This window comes from uncultured Oscillibacter sp. (genome assembly GCF_910587525.1).
Classification (GTDB): domain Bacteria; phylum Bacillota; class Clostridia; order Oscillospirales; family Oscillospiraceae; genus Oscillibacter.
The window spans coordinates 1-13277 of the sequence record NZ_CAJULS010000012.1; the positions used below are offsets into that span (position 1 = coordinate 1).

General features: G+C 59.1%; 15 protein-coding genes, 2 tRNA genes and 1 pseudogene. 11 read left to right on the top strand and 7 right to left on the bottom strand.

Translation table 11 applies throughout. From position 1 onward, the window contains the following. Positions 1–837: pseudogene (locus QZ326_RS02460) on the top strand (hypothetical protein); the annotation flags it as partial. 639 nt (positions 838–1476) lie between these two features. Continuing rightward, positions 1477–4950 carry an S-layer homology domain-containing protein gene (locus QZ326_RS02465; protein ID WP_295740852.1) on the top strand — a complete coding sequence of 1158 codons (3474 nt, stop codon included), beginning with the start codon at positions 1477–1479 and terminating at the stop codon, positions 4948–4950. A gap of 43 nt (positions 4951–4993) precedes the next feature. Here the strand turns inward: QZ326_RS02465 and QZ326_RS02470 are convergent, their stop codons facing one another. Beyond that, positions 4994–5914, bottom strand: coding sequence for a reverse transcriptase domain-containing protein (locus QZ326_RS02470; protein ID WP_295740854.1), 921 nt, complete (start codon positions 5912–5914; stop codon positions 4994–4996). A 315-nt stretch (positions 5915–6229) separates the two neighbouring features. On the opposite strand from QZ326_RS02470, the gene QZ326_RS02475 reads away from it, so the two are divergent. The 4 genes from QZ326_RS02475 to rpsR all read left to right on the top strand — a co-directional run bounded on the left by QZ326_RS02475 (position 6230) and on the right by rpsR (position 7708). Then, entirely contained in the window at positions 6230–6352 is a 123-nt protein-coding gene (locus QZ326_RS02475) for a sigma factor (protein ID WP_295740856.1), read from the top strand. Between the two features lie 283 nt (positions 6353–6635). After that, positions 6636–6932, top strand: coding sequence for a 30S ribosomal protein S6 (rpsF, locus tag QZ326_RS02480; RefSeq protein ID WP_295740858.1), 297 nt, complete (start codon positions 6636–6638; stop codon positions 6930–6932). 10 nt (positions 6933–6942) lie between these two features. Then, positions 6943–7395, top strand: coding sequence for a single-stranded DNA-binding protein (ssb, locus tag QZ326_RS02485; RefSeq protein WP_295740860.1), 453 nt, complete (start codon positions 6943–6945; stop codon positions 7393–7395). A gap of 61 nt (positions 7396–7456) precedes the next feature. After that, positions 7457–7708: a 30S ribosomal protein S18 gene (gene rpsR, locus QZ326_RS02490; RefSeq protein WP_016322262.1), complete on the top strand. Its 252-nt coding sequence runs from the start codon at positions 7457–7459 to the stop codon at positions 7706–7708. Positions 7709–7776: 68 nt separating this feature from the next. Here rpsR and QZ326_RS02495 read toward each other — a convergent pair whose 3' ends face one another. From QZ326_RS02495 to QZ326_RS02510, 4 genes are all read right to left on the bottom strand, one after another. Then, positions 7777–8661, bottom strand: coding sequence for a YitT family protein (locus QZ326_RS02495; RefSeq protein ID WP_295740862.1), 885 nt, complete (start codon positions 8659–8661; stop codon positions 7777–7779). Between the two features lie 162 nt (positions 8662–8823). After that, the gene (locus QZ326_RS02500; RefSeq protein ID WP_295740864.1) at positions 8824–9120 is read right to left on the bottom strand and encodes a sigma-70 family RNA polymerase sigma factor; all 297 of its coding nucleotides are present in this window, start codon (positions 9118–9120) and stop codon (positions 8824–8826) included. Further along, positions 9101–9334 (bottom strand): hypothetical protein, encoded by a 234-nt coding sequence (locus tag QZ326_RS02505; protein ID WP_295740866.1) that lies wholly within the window; start codon positions 9332–9334, stop codon positions 9101–9103. The genes QZ326_RS02500 and QZ326_RS02505 overlap by 20 nt, the downstream gene beginning before the upstream one ends. Beyond that, complete coding sequence (locus QZ326_RS02510) at positions 9331–9519, bottom strand: hypothetical protein (RefSeq protein WP_295740868.1); 189 nt, start codon at positions 9517–9519, stop codon at positions 9331–9333. Before QZ326_RS02510 ends, QZ326_RS02505 begins: the two co-directional genes overlap by 4 nt. 102 nt (positions 9520–9621) lie before the next feature. Between QZ326_RS02510 and QZ326_RS02515 the strand changes: the two genes are divergently transcribed. From QZ326_RS02515 to QZ326_RS02525, 3 genes are all read left to right on the top strand, one after another. Beyond that, positions 9622–9697 (top strand) — tRNA-Thr (locus QZ326_RS02515). Between the two features lie 10 nt (positions 9698–9707). Beyond that, positions 9708–9792 (top strand) — tRNA-Tyr (locus QZ326_RS02520). A gap of 394 nt (positions 9793–10186) precedes the next feature. Then, the gene (locus QZ326_RS02525; RefSeq protein ID WP_295740869.1) at positions 10187–10939 is read left to right on the top strand and encodes a S24 family peptidase; all 753 of its coding nucleotides are present in this window, start codon (positions 10187–10189) and stop codon (positions 10937–10939) included. 223 nt (positions 10940–11162) lie between these two features. Here QZ326_RS02525 and QZ326_RS02530 read toward each other — a convergent pair whose 3' ends face one another. Then, positions 11163–11984, bottom strand: coding sequence for a mechanosensitive ion channel family protein (locus tag QZ326_RS02530; RefSeq protein WP_295740871.1), 822 nt, complete (start codon positions 11982–11984; stop codon positions 11163–11165). Positions 11985–11998: 14 nt separating this feature from the next. After that, positions 11999–12454: a PaaI family thioesterase gene (locus QZ326_RS02535; protein ID WP_295740873.1), complete on the bottom strand. Its 456-nt coding sequence runs from the start codon at positions 12452–12454 to the stop codon at positions 11999–12001. 158 nt (positions 12455–12612) lie between these two features. On the opposite strand from QZ326_RS02535, the gene QZ326_RS02540 reads away from it, so the two are divergent. Beyond that, the gene (locus tag QZ326_RS02540; protein ID WP_295740875.1) at positions 12613–12975 is read left to right on the top strand and encodes a metalloregulator ArsR/SmtB family transcription factor; all 363 of its coding nucleotides are present in this window, start codon (positions 12613–12615) and stop codon (positions 12973–12975) included. Between the two features lie 38 nt (positions 12976–13013). Continuing rightward, a complete protein-coding gene (locus QZ326_RS02545) occupies positions 13014–13232 on the top strand; it encodes a cation transporter (protein WP_016322460.1) in 219 nt (72 codons plus the stop codon). Positions 13233–13277 lie beyond the last annotated feature (45 nt).

Consider the following 13277-nt stretch of genomic DNA (forward strand, 5'->3'; position numbering starts at 1 on the left):
GCCGTCCGGCATGAAAAAACGGGCGGCTTTTTTGCGTGGATAGACGGAAAGGAGGAACTTCCCGCCGCTGGCGGCGATAAGCCGAAAACGCCCCGGCGTGGCCGCCCACCCAAAGAAGAAAAAGCGGGGCCCACTGGCAAGGAGGAAAGCCTTGATTCGTGGGCCGCGGCCCTTGAAGCCCAAAAACCGCCCCGGAAGCGCGGAGGACAGCCGGGGAACAAGAATGCCGCCGGAGCGGGGCCGCCTACGGGAAACCGGAACGCCGAAACACACGGCGCATATTCGGCGGTTCGCATGGAGGACTTGACCCCGGAACAGCGGGCCTACATTGAGAAGATCACGCTGGACACGAAAACGAATATGCTTGCCGAATTACAGTTGCTTATAGCAAAAGAATTCGATTTGCAAAACAAAATTGCTAAATTGGAGAACGCACAGGCCGGAAGTCTTTTCGTTGATCGAGTTGTTGAAGTGCAGACCCCAAAAGGGCAGGAACGATTAAATCAACAGCTTGAAAAGCTGGCAAGCCTGCAAGCGGAGGAAGAAGCCTTGCGCTGGGATGTGGACGTTCAGCAGGGGAAGCCGCCAACAAAGCAACAGCAAAAGCGCCTTGAAAGTCTGCAACGGGAGATTGCGGCCTTGCAGGACACCACGGGAGACCGGGCGCGGGAGTTGGAACAGGACGCATATAACACGGCAACACGGACAGTCATTCAATGGAAATATTTACTGATACGGGTCCCGGCGGGGCGGGACCCGCTGGGACCTGACGGTTTTCACCAAAATGTAACCGATCTGATACGAAAATGTTGCAGGTTGTTCATAGTTTGTTCATGATTTTAGGGGTGGTTTCAGTTACTTTATAGGAAGGTATATTATGTAACCTGCAGGCACTCGCAATCCGACATTTTATGGAGGGATTCTTTTATGAACGGATTATGGAAAAAACGCGTACTGGCGTTCCTTTTGACGCTGGTGATGATCGTCAGTTTGATGCCTATGGCACTGGCAGAAAATGAAGGCGACACCGGGGGGGACTCTGGAACCGGGGGAGACTCTGGAACTGTTGAAACGCCCCCTCCTACTACGGATCCTGTAACTCCTCCCCCGGTTACCCCAGACCCGGCTCCTGTGGAGCATCAACATAGTTATGTCTATGATGAGAAGCTTTCTACAACTGACACCACTCATACTCTGGGCTGTACAAATAATGAGGGTTTCTGCGATGCATCCACAAAACCTGAAGAGCACCAGTGGAGCACCCCTGTTACGGACAATAAAGATGGACTGACTCATACAAAAACATGTGCTGTTTGCGGCCGCAAAGTATCAGAAAATCATAAAATTCAGGTAACAGCTGAAGAAGCGCAGCATATTATGACCTGTCAGGATTCATGCGGCTACGTCACTTCATCAAAGCATGCGCCTGCCGCAAATGCGATCGGCGAGCGTGCAGCGTCTTGTCTTTTGCAGGGCATGACTACATACACCTGCGCAGCTTGCAAAAAAGAATATTCTATCAACGAACAGTTGACATCTCATATCGACAGAGACAATAACAACGTCTGTGACCGTTGCGGGCTGCCCGTTGTTACAGGGAATACCGTTACCTTCAACACCAACGGCGGCGTTCCGGCGACCTTCACAAGAAATGTGGCCGCGAATGCGCCTCTCTCCAGTACAGGCAACATCAGCGATCCCACTAAAAGCGGCTGCACGTTTAAGGGCTGGCAGAGGGATTCCTCCGGTTCACTCTTTACGGGCCAGTCCACGCTGCTGGATTCCAATACGCTCAAGAGTCAGACTTTTACCGCCCCAACGACCTTTTACGCCATTTGGCAGGTGGAGGCCACCGGCCTGTCCGGCAGCATCAGCGCCACCTCCAACATCGGCGCCACCCTTTGGAACCATATTAGTGGTAAATGCACTTCCTATCTCGGCAAAAGTCCTGCCTCGGTGACGTTTGAATCTCCCCTGCCCAGCAGCTCCAATGGAGTTCTTTACCTGAGTGGGACCACCGCGGCACAGTCCGGCACGCCCTATTTTGAAACGTCTTTCAGAAATATGACCTTCCAGCCCGGAACCTCCGGCACTTCCTACCGGTTGTATTACACCGCAAAGGACAGCACCGGCTATAACACGGTAAAGGGCTACGTGGACATCAGCGGTCAGGCCACCGCGAGCACCATCACTGTCTCCGTGGCTCCCAACAAGACCGCCTATTTTGACAGTGACGTCTTCCAGAAAGCCTACCGCGCAGCGGGTTTTACTGACACCCTTTCCTATGTGACCTTCCCCAATGTCTCCGGCAACTACTCCAATTTCAGCGGCAGGGTGTACAACGGTTCCACAGAGCTGTCTGCCAGCAACTGGTCCACCGGGACTTACACTTACAGCAGCGGCATCAACGCCCTCTCCCTTCGGGCCCCCAGCGGCGCCAAGAGCGACTCCTTTTCCACCACGTACCGGGCCTATTCCAGAAGCGGCGCCTATGCCCAGGGCACCCTGGAGCTGAAAGTCACCGGCACCACCGGCAAGGGCGATGTGACCTACAGCGTGGACCCCGGCAAGGAGATCGACTTCGACTCCCGGGACTTCAACAAGGCTTTCCAGGACAGGTACGGCAGCTCCAGCCGGACCATTGCCTATGTGGAGTTCATCGCTCCCACCAGCTATACCAGCTTCCGGGGCACGGTGTACGTGGGCAGTTCCGCCTTCGACCGCAGTGATCTGAACCGTTCCTATTTTTATTATGACAGCAGGGATGCCGGACGGAATGACTACACTCTGGACCGCATGTCCTTCCGGGCCGACAGCAATGCCAAAAACGGCGACAGCATCACGATTCCCTTCCGGGCCTATTACAGCACCGGCTCCAGCAGCTATGTGGAGTGCAATCTGGTCATCACCATCGGCAAGGGCACCAGCGCCACAGGCGACATCAATTACGACGTGGCCCCCGGCAAAACCGTGACCTTCAATCAGCGGGACTTCCGGGACTTCTACGAGGACAACACTTCCTCCGGCACGTTGGACTATGTGGAGTTTGACCAGCCCAGCTCCAGCACCTTTAACAACGGCACGCTGTACCATAACTACGGTACCAACTCTTCAAAGTCCTTCAACCGCACCACCATCGATGATTTCAAGTTCTATTACAGCCCCGGCAGCAAGGACTATGGCGTCGGCAATCTCACCTTTGTGGCCACCAGCAGCTTCAAGACCACGGTGACCCTGGACTTCACCGCCTACGGCACCAACGGCCGCTCCGTCAGCGGCACCGTGTCCATCGCCTCCACAGAGAGCGATGAAGACGGCGACATCACCTACACCGTGACCCCCGGCAAATCCGTGGACCTCCGGCGCACCGACTTCAACACCTACTTCCGCAAGAAGTACAACAGCACCGTCAGCTACGTGGTCTTTGCCCGGCCCAGCAGCACCAGTATTTTCAACAACGGCACGCTGTACTGCGACTACGGCACCAACAGCCAGACCTCCTTCAGCCGCAGCGACCTCAGCGGCACCAAGTTCTATTACAACAAGAAAGACGTGGGCCGCAACGACTACTATCTGGACGAGCTGACCTTCGTGGCAGGCACCAATTTTAAGGACTCTATCACCCTTGACTTCACCGCCTACGGCGAGCGGGACGACGAGTATGTGGAGGGCTCCCTGGTCATCAAGGCCGACGGCACCGCCGCCATCACCTCCAACTACACCGGCGGCATCCGCTATGCCACCACCACCGGCACCAATGTCCAGATCAACGCCAACGATATCGCCCGGTATTTCCGCAAGTCCTATCCCACTTACAATCTCCAGTATGTGACCCTGGGCGGCGTCCCCGCCGCCGGCAGCCTGTACTATAACTACTACAACGCCAGCAGCTACGGCACTACCAGCCGCACCCAGATCACCTCTGCCAACTATGCCGGTCAGAGCTTCTACCTCAGCCCCAGCTCTACCAGCCAGTACGCTCTGACGGAGCTGACCTACGTGCCCAGCGGCACCAGCTACTGCGCCAGCATTCCTTTCACCGCCTACGGCACCAGCGGCATCAGCGTCACCGGCAGCATTCTCATCAGCGTCAGCCGCGCCCCGGTGTCTGAGGTCTATGGCGTCACGCCCCGAAACACCGCGGTGAGCTTCCCCGCCAGCGCCATTTACAGCGCAGTGCTCAGCGCCACCGGCTCCGCCCTCAGCGGCATCCAGCTGCTGGAGCTGCCCGCTGCCACCACCGGCGCCGTGTATATCGGCACCGGCACGGACCGGGCGGATACCCGCACTATGTACACCTACGCCGCCGGCGCCAATCAGATGAGCCTGCTGCGCTTTGTGCCCACCGCCAGCTATACCGGCTCTGTGGAGATCCCCTATGTGGCCTTGGACGCCAACGGCAATGCCCTGGCTACCGGCTTCTTCTCCCTGGGCGTACTGAACAACCGCAAGACCCTCAAGGATGTGGACAGCTCCACCTGGTGCTACAAGTACGTCATGGAGCTCACCGACCAGAACGTCATCTCCGGCTACTCCGACGGCAGCTTTAAGCCCAACAGCACCGTCACCTACGGCGCAGCGCTGAAGCTTATCATGCTGGCCGCGGGCTATCCTGAGCAGGCCCCCACCGGCAAGAACGTGTTCAGTGGCTATCTGACCCGTGCCCAGGCCGACGGCATTGTCACCCGCAGCAATGTGAACCTGTCCGCGCCCATCACCCGCCTGCAGGTGGCCCAGCTGGCCGCCGGCGCCCTGAAGCTGAGCACCAGCAACCTCTCCAGCGTGAGGCCCTTTACGGACACCTCTGATGTGTACGTCCAGGCGCTGAACGCCGCCGGCATCGTGGAGGGCTATTTCTCCAACGGTACCAGCACCTTCAGGCCCAGCGCCACCCTGACCCGCGGTCAGATGTCCGCCATTGTGTGGCGTATGAACGAATACCGCAAATAAACAATGCAAAAAGAGAGGGACGGCAAAGCCGTCCCTCTCTTTTTTATTTCCTCCGGCGGCGCTCCTCCAGCAGCCACCGTCTTGCCTCCAGGGCCCAGGCGCAGCTGGAGTCCGCCTGGAGCACATACCCCACCCGGCCCAGAAGACGGTCCAGATACGCCTCCGGGCTCACGACGCTGCCAGTCCACCGCAGGTGGTCCTCCACACCGAACCGGCGGCAGCAGTACACCGCCTGACGGACAGCCCGCCGTTCCTCCCGGGGAACGCTTACCCTTTTGTTCACCACCAAACCTGTCACCGTCTGCCGCCGTCCGGCGGAACGGAGGCGGGTTTTCCTGCCGTTGAGGAAAAAACCCAGGGCCCGCAGCTCCGCCTCTGCCACAGCCTGGACACCGGATAAATCCTCGCCGGAAAAGGTCAGATCGTCGCAGTAGCGGGTGTAGACAATGTCCCGCTTTCGGCACCAGCCGCCAACCCGTAGGTCAAAGTCCCGCAGGAGGATATTCACGATGGCGGGGGACGTGGGCGCGCCCTGGGGCAGAGCGTCCCGGTAGTAGCACAGCATGGTCAGCAGCACCCGCAAGGGCTCGGAGAAGATCTCCGGCGGAAAGACGGCGTCCTTCACGGCGGAGTAGCGGACGCTGTCGAAAAAATGGCGGATGTCCAGCCGCAGGACCTGGGACTGTCCCACGTGGCGGGCGGCGTTGCGGACGGCTCCGCCGCCGCAGCGGTAAGCCGTGGCATAGGGGGATAGGGGCATGTAGACCAGCAGATTGTTCAAAATAGCCCGCTGGACCCGTTTCAGCGCCTCATCCGGCACGGTGAGGCGGCGGAATCCTCCGCCCGCCTTGGGGATCTCCACCGAGCGGTAGTGGGCGGGCAGGCTGTTGCTGAGGGCGTAGAGGGTTTGGAGGTCCACGCCCAGGTCTCTGGCCAGGGAGGCGGCCTCCCGGTATACAATCATATGAGGAAGCCCCCTCTCCGGCGCTTCGGAACAAAACCATCTGCATGGCGGGCCGCGGAGCGGTATCGAGTGCACGGGGAAGCCGTGCGGAAATACCGCGGAGCGGCGCGGCTGAGCGGAGCGAATACGATGGGGTGCGCGAAAACCGGACGGCGACACGCCGCCGGCGCCAATCGAAATCGGACGATTCCTTTTGTTCCGTGGGACTATGATACCCCTTTTCCCGAGAAAAGACAAGGCGTGCCGAAAAAATTGAAAACAGCCTGTAAGGAATCGCCCGGCAATCCGATATATCCCCTGAGAGGAGGCGGGGAAATGGAGGAGCTCTACCAGCAGTATGTTCAGATCGTATACCGCTTCCTGGTCTCCGCCTGCCGCGATCCCCGGCTGGCGGAGGACCTGACCCAGGAGACCTTCCCCCGGGCCTGGGAGTACTAGAGGAATTCCCCAAAATACTGAGAAAAGTCCAGTGGTCCGGGAAACGCACATCTGCGTTGCCGTCCTTGGCGGGCGTCAGCCCGCCCGCGCCCTCCTCCTTGCTCCGCATTCCCCGTCCCCGCTTCCCTTTTTCTCATGATTTCTGGGAACTGCTCTAATGCCTGCCAAATATTTTCCTTGACATTCCCGCTGTTTCCTGTATAATAATAGGGCTTGCATTACGCAGGTATATCCTTGCTCCCGCCAAAGAGCGGGGGCCATTTGTCCAAAAGGAGGTGCAAACATGGCAAAGGTTACTGCCAATTACGAGGTCGTGTATATCATCGACCCTGCACAGGGGGAGGAGAACATCGCCGCGATGGTGGCGAAGTTCAAGGCCCTGGCTGAGCAGCACGGCTCCGCTGTTGAAGTGGAGGAGTGGGGCGCCCGCAAACTGGCTTATCCCATCAACTACAAGAACGACGGCTATTATGTGCTGATGACGTTCACCAGCGGTCCCGAGTTCCCCAAGGAGCTGGACCGTGTCCTCGGCATTACCGAGGGCATTATGCGCTCCATGATCGTCTGCAAGGGCGAATAAGGAGGCACACATGCTCAACAGGATCGTTCTCATGGGCCGTCTGACCCGTGACCCTGAGCTGCGCCGGACCCAGAGCGGGACCGCCGTCACGTCCTTCACCATCGCCTGCGACCGGGATTTCAAAGCCCAGAGCGGCGAGAAGGAGACGGACTTCATTGATATCGTGGCCTGGCGGGGCACGGCGGAATTTGTCAGCAAGTACTTCGCCAAGGGCCGCATGGCCATTGTGGAGGGCCGGCTGCAGATCCGCGACTGGACCGACAACAACGGCGGCAAGCGCAGAAGCGCCGAGGTGGTCGCCGACAACATCTACTTTGGAGATTCCAAGCGGGACAGCGCCCCGGGAGACTACGGCGCCCCCCCCGCCTACGGAGCGCCCATCGGCCGGGGGACCCCTGCGCCCATGGAGAGCCGCTCCGACTTCGCCGAGATCGGCGAGGAGGACGGCGAGCTGCCGTTCTGATTCGGTTCCCTGTATCCCTCTGGAGCAGAGACCGCTGACTATGAAATAAGGAGGAAGCACTATGGCTTTCGATCGTGAAGCAAGACCCGCCCGCCCCATGCGGGGCAAACGCCGCAAGGTCTGCCAGTTCTGCGCTGAGAAGTGCGAGAGCATCGATTACAAGGACGCCGCCAAGCTGCGCCGGTTCACCTCCGAGCGCGCCAAGATCCTGCCCCGCAGGACCACCGGCACCTGCGCCATGCACCAGCGCCAGCTGACTGAGGCCATCAAGCGGGCCCGTCAGATCGCCCTGCTGCCCTACGTCACCGACTGAGGGCAATAACAGACAGCAGCAGCCCGCCCCAAACTGGGACGGGCTGTTTTTTTTGGTTTCTCCGGAAATCACTCCAGCTTCCGCCGGAAGTTGCCGTGGACCCGCACACCCTCCTGCATGGTGACAAAGGCGTGGGGATCGATAGTGTGGACAGTGTGGAGGAGTTCCTCGATCTCATACTTGGAAAGGCATACGCACAGCACGTGGAGGTTCGTCCCGGTGTAGGCGCCCACGCCGTTCCAGTAGGTAACGCCCCGTCCCAGCTTTTCCATGATGAACTGGGCCAGTTTGTCCTGGTCGTCCCGGGTGAAGATCAGTGCCTCCACGCTGACGTTCTGCTGGTGCATCCGGTCCAGCACCATGGCGGAGAAATAGTTGTAGATGACGGAGTAGATGGCAATCTCCGGCTGGAACAGGAACAGACAGGCGGCATACAGGAAGAAATTGAAGGTCAGGGAGAACTTGCCCACGGTAAAGCGGCTGCCCCGCTTGCTCAGGCACAGGCCCACGATGTCCAGCCCGCCGCCGCTGCCGCCGCAGGTGAGAGCGATGCCGCAGCCGATGCCGTTGAGGATGCCGCCCAGCAGGCAGGCGGTCAGATAGTCGTCAACAATGGGGACGGCAGGAGTGGGCACCATGCTGTAAAAGAGGGAGTAGCTCAAGGTGCACACCAGGGTCTTGAACACCAGCTGCTTTCCCAAGGTCTTGTAGGCGAAGAGCAGGATGGGGATGTTCAGGACGAAGTACAGGATGCCTGCAATGTCGCTGGCGCCGAAGTTCAGGCCCATATAGGTCTGCATCAAAGTGCGGAAAAGCTGGCACACGCCCATCAGGCCGCCGCTGTACAGCCCCAGGGGTACAATGAAGAGCCTGACGCCCACGGCGCAGATCAGCTCGCCAAAAACGGCGGCCACCAGCCGCAGCCAGCGGTTGTGCAGGGTGTTGTATATCATGTCGTCTCCTCCTGGGACAGCGTCGTCCCGTTTTCCGTATAATCATAGTATAACTGCTCTCTATGTCCGATTATACGGCCTTTTTTTGAAAACACAAGAGGAAAACACCCTGCGAATTGCACAGAAAATTCCCGGCATTTCAGGGGAATTCATAGCATCTGCTCATAAGGTGTACCGCAGAAAGCGGTAGAGCCTGTCCCTGGCCCGGCGGAGTGTGCGGGACACTGTGGAGCGGCTCACCCCCAGCCGCTCCGCGATCTGAGGCATGGTCATCCCCCGGTCGTAGTAAAGCGCCACCATCTCCCGCTGGCGCTGCGTCAGCTCCTGCTCCCTGGCCCGGCGCAGATTCCGGCGCAGACGGGTCATCTGCTCGCTGTTGTCCCCGGCGTTGGCCCGCAGCCACACCGTCATATCCCCGATCCACTCGCTGCTGCGGTTCTTAAATTGTGTATCGCTCATTTTTGTGGTAACTCCTCTCGTAATAGCGGCCGGTCAAAGCGGCCAGTTCCCGCATCTCCCGCCACATGGGCATCAGATCCACAATGCGCTGGCGCAGGCGGCGGGCGGCCTCATCGTCGGTCTGCGCCCGCTCCAGGTCCCGCAGCTCCACAATGCGCGCGTGGATGATCTCAGCGCTCTCCCGGTACTCCCGGGACATCTCCAGCAGTGTCATCGCGCCGTCTCCCTTCCTCTGATCTCCCGGCAGGGGGCCAGCTCCCGCCGGGCCAGATCCGGCAGACAGGCGGCGCACACGCTGCTTCCGCTGCAAAACCAGTATTCCTCACCCTCCGTGATCTCCCGCCCGCACAGGGTACACAGCAGCGCCGTCCGCCTTCTGCGGCAATTTTCATAATACAAAAGCGTCACTCCTTCAAAAATCTTCAAAATTTGGTGAAAAAAATAAAAAAGCTGTTGACAAAATCAAATCAATCTGCTATGATAGGCAATGCTGTTGGAACTGCTGGTGTAGCTCAGCTGGTAGAGCAGCTGATTTGTAATCAGCAGGTCGGGGGTTCGAATCCGTCCACCAGCTCCAAATTTCATACGGGGGAGTTCCAGAGCGGTCAAATGGGGCAGACTGTAAATCTGTTGTCACTGACTTCGGTGGTTCGAATCCACCCTCCCCCACCAAAACAAAAAGCACGCTTCGGCGTGTTTTTTGTTTTGGTGGGGGGCTTCCTTCCGGGCCGGAGGCCCGGAAGGAAGCTGCCGCCTGCGGGCGGGTTGATTTGAATCCCGCAGGGGGAACCCGGAGAGGTTCCCCCCCGCAGACACCCCCCTCCTTCGGGCCGCTTTCGGTTTGTCCGGGATCGGGACGCGCCCCAGGGGTGCGGGGTAGGAGATGGCATGCGCCCGGCGGTGAAGAGGGAGATAGAAGATTAACAAGAATCTTGTTGACAAACCTATACTACCACAAGAAACTTGTGATGTCAAGCGTGTTTTTACAAGTTTCTTGTAAAATATAATTGACGGCAACAAGAAAACGGAATATACTAATCCTATAAAAGGAAGGGGGCGTGCGGAGATGCGGTTTGGTGAACGAATGCGGGAGCGGCGGGAGGAGCTGGGCCTCTCCCGGGCTGCGCTGGCGGCGATGATGGGGATCTCCGGGTCCGCCGTGGGCAATTATGAGGGCAGCGTCAGCTTTCCCAAGGAGGAAGTCCTGCTGCGGCTGTTTGATTGTCTGGAGACAGATCCCAACACGCTGTTTCAGGACAGCTTCCGGGGCGGCTCGTTGGTGCTGAGCCGGACCGAGCGGCAGCTGCTGGAGCAGTATCGGGGGCTGTCCTCCAGGGGGCAGGAGTCGGTACGCTCCGTGGTGGGGACGCTGTGCGCATACCGGGACGAGGTGGAGAGCGGTCCGGCGGAGCCGGAGCCCCGGGTGATTCCCCTGTACCGCTCCCCCGCGGCGGCGGGCTATGCAGCGCCGGTATTTGGGGAGGATTTTGACTATGTGGAGGTGTCCGGCGACGTGCCTGCCGCGGCGGAGTTTGCCGTACGTATCCAGGGAGACTCTATGACGCCCTATATTGCAGATGGCTCTGTGGCCTATGTGAACCGGGACCCCCTGCGCCTTGGGGACGTGGGTGTCTTCTGTGTGGATGGGGACATTCTCTGCAAGCAGTACTACAAGGACCCGGCGGGAACCGTGTATCTTTTTTCCCTGAACCGGGCCCGGGCGGACGCCGACGTAGTCTTTACCGCCGGCAGCGGACGGACTCTGGTCTGTTTTGGGCGGGTTATCCTCCACGCGCCGCCTCTGCCGGGGCGGGCGTGAGGCACATGAATACGGAAACGAGCCTGCGGAGTTTTCCGCAGGCTCGTCTGTTCATTTCCGCACCAGCCTAATGATTCAGCGCAGTGTACAGGTATCCAGCAGCTCCGCTTTTTCAGCGGCTCTGTATGGCTCAACACGCATATGTCACAATCGTTTTTTCCATTACGCCGGTTAACTTTTTCAGTACCATCACAATGCCGCCTTTCCGCAGACGGCCGGCCTCTCACCCTTTGTTCTCCAGGATATGAACGTCCAGATGGTTGTACGGGATCTCCACCCCGGCTTCGCCGAAGGCCGTCCGCAGGTTTTCCGCCAAAGCGAAGTAGACCTCCCAATAGTCCTCCGACGACGCCCAGCAGTATACCGTGTACTCAATGCCGCTGTCGCCATAGGCCGAGAGGCGCACGGCGGGGGCCGGGTCCTCCAGAATGTTCTCCGTGGCAGACAGGGCTTGCCGGCAGGCGGCTTTCACGGTCTCCGTAGGGGCATTGTAGGAGGCGGAGAGCTTCCAGGCGATACGGCGCCGGCCCAAGGTGGTGTAATTAGTCATCTGGGAGTCTGCCAGGGATTTGTTGGGCAGCATCACAAGCAGGCCGTCCGGCGTTATCAGCTTGGTATAGTTCAGGGTGATCTCCTCCACGGTTCCGGCGGTGCCGGAGGCCTCGATATAGTCCCCGATGGCAAAGGGGTGGGCGGAGAGAATCACCAGTCCCCCGGCCACGTTGGCCAGAACATCCTCCGCTGCCAGGGTTACGCCCAGGGAGGCCACGGACAGCAGCGCCACCAAAGAGGTCATATCGATACCCAGGCTCCCGATCACAATGATGGCGGACAGGAGATACAGCACCAGCCGGACACCGGACAGCAGGTACTTCTGCACCCGGTCGTCCAGCTTGGAGGCGCCCAGCAGCCGGCGGGTCAGCTTTAAAAGCAGCCGCACCGCCACCAGGCACACCACCAGCACGATGACGGAGGTGAGAATATCCCCTACCGATACCTTCCCCACGGAGGCGGACAGCAGGGCGGTTATATCAATATTTCCCACAAAAGGCCTCCTCTCTATTGATCCGTGCCGCCGTCCGGCGCCTGGTCCTCCCGGACCCGCCGGGCCATCAGGGCCGGGGCCACGCAGAAGAAGGTAAACTCTCCCGTGGCCAGCAGTACGCCGTCCTCTCCGGTAATGTCCACCTCCGTCAGGCAGGTGGATTTTCCCCGGTGGCGGACACGGCCCTCCGCCCGCACGGTGCCCTCGGACTGGTTGCGCAGGAAGTGGAGAGAGCTGGTCTGGGTGACATAGGCCCGGCCATCGGTGTGGGCGGCCGTACCGGCGGCGTTGTCCGCCAGGGTGTAGAGCGCACCGCCGTGGACCATGCCGAAGGGATTTCTGCTCTCGGGCCGGATGTCCAGCCGGAACACGGCCCGGTCCGGACCCAGGGATTCCAGCTCCATGTGATTGTAAAGCATAAAGGCGTTGCGGGCCAGACGGCCCCGGGCCTGTGTCTCCAATGCGTCCATGGTATTCCTCCTTTTGGCGGAACGGATTTTCACTCAGTATATCACGGATGTCCCAACTTTTCCACGGTTTTTCAAAAAAGCGGTTGACAAATCCGTCAGAGAGTAGTATCATAAACATATGAACAATCGTTCAATTGTTCAAGTGAAAGGAGGCAGCAATGGAGGACCGTTACAATGTGGAGTGCTGCGATTTCATCCACGCCCATGGGGAGCTTGTGGAGAGGGTGCGGGGACAGATGCCGGGGGAGGACACTCTGTACGACCTGACGGAGCTGTTCCGGATCTTTGGCGACTCCACCCGCATCCGGATTCTGTATGTCCTGTTTGAGGCGGAGATGTGCGTGTGCGACATCGCGTCGCTGCTGGGCATGACCCAGTCGGCCATCTCCCACCAGCTGCGGGCGTTGAAGAACGCCCGGCTGGTAAAGTCCCGGCGGGAGGGCAAGACGGTGTTTTACGCCCTGGCGGACGATCATGTGAAGACCATCATCAACCAGGGACTGGAACATGTATCCGAGTGAATCCCCTGTAAAATCATTACATTTTGGAGGAATTGACTATGAAAAAACGTTACAAGCTCACCGATCTGGACTGTGCCAACTGCGCCGCCAAGATGGAGGATGCCATCAAGAAAATCGACGGCGTAAATGACGCTACCGTCAGCTTCATGGCCCAGAAAATGACTATTGACGCCGATGACGGGCGCTTCGACGATATCATGAAGGAAGTGGTGGCCGTCTGCAAAAAAGTGGAGCCGGACTGCATCATTAACCTGTAAAGGCAAGGGCCCGCCCTCCGGCGGGCCCTTGCCCAAACCGGAGCA

Bases quoted from the DNA above. Each gene is read 5' to 3' on its own strand.
- QZ326_RS02465 (WP_295740852.1), top strand. From the start codon at position 1,477: ATGACTACATACACCTGCGCAGCTTGCAAAAAAGAATATTCTATCAAC.
- QZ326_RS02470 (WP_295740854.1), bottom strand. From the start codon at position 5,914: ATGATTGTATACCGGGAGGCCGCCTCCCTGGCCAGAGACCTGGGCGTG.
- QZ326_RS02475 (WP_295740856.1), top strand. From the start codon at position 6,230: ATGGAGGAGCTCTACCAGCAGTATGTTCAGATCGTATACCGCTTCCTG.
- rpsF (WP_295740858.1), top strand. From the start codon at position 6,636: ATGGCAAAGGTTACTGCCAATTACGAGGTCGTGTATATCATCGACCCT.
- ssb (WP_295740860.1), top strand. From the start codon at position 6,943: ATGCTCAACAGGATCGTTCTCATGGGCCGTCTGACCCGTGACCCTGAG.
- rpsR (WP_016322262.1), top strand. From the start codon at position 7,457: ATGGCTTTCGATCGTGAAGCAAGACCCGCCCGCCCCATGCGGGGCAAA.
- QZ326_RS02495 (WP_295740862.1), bottom strand. From the start codon at position 8,661: ATGATATACAACACCCTGCACAACCGCTGGCTGCGGCTGGTGGCCGCC.
- QZ326_RS02500 (WP_295740864.1), bottom strand. From the start codon at position 9,120: ATGAGCGATACACAATTTAAGAACCGCAGCAGCGAGTGGATCGGGGAT.
- QZ326_RS02505 (WP_295740866.1), bottom strand. From the start codon at position 9,334: ATGACACTGCTGGAGATGTCCCGGGAGTACCGGGAGAGCGCTGAGATC.
- QZ326_RS02525 (WP_295740869.1), top strand. From the start codon at position 10,187: ATGCGGTTTGGTGAACGAATGCGGGAGCGGCGGGAGGAGCTGGGCCTC.
- QZ326_RS02535 (WP_295740873.1), bottom strand. From the start codon at position 12,454: ATGGACGCATTGGAGACACAGGCCCGGGGCCGTCTGGCCCGCAACGCC.
- QZ326_RS02540 (WP_295740875.1), top strand. From the start codon at position 12,613: ATGGAGGACCGTTACAATGTGGAGTGCTGCGATTTCATCCACGCCCAT.
- QZ326_RS02545 (WP_016322460.1), top strand. From the start codon at position 13,014: ATGAAAAAACGTTACAAGCTCACCGATCTGGACTGTGCCAACTGCGCC.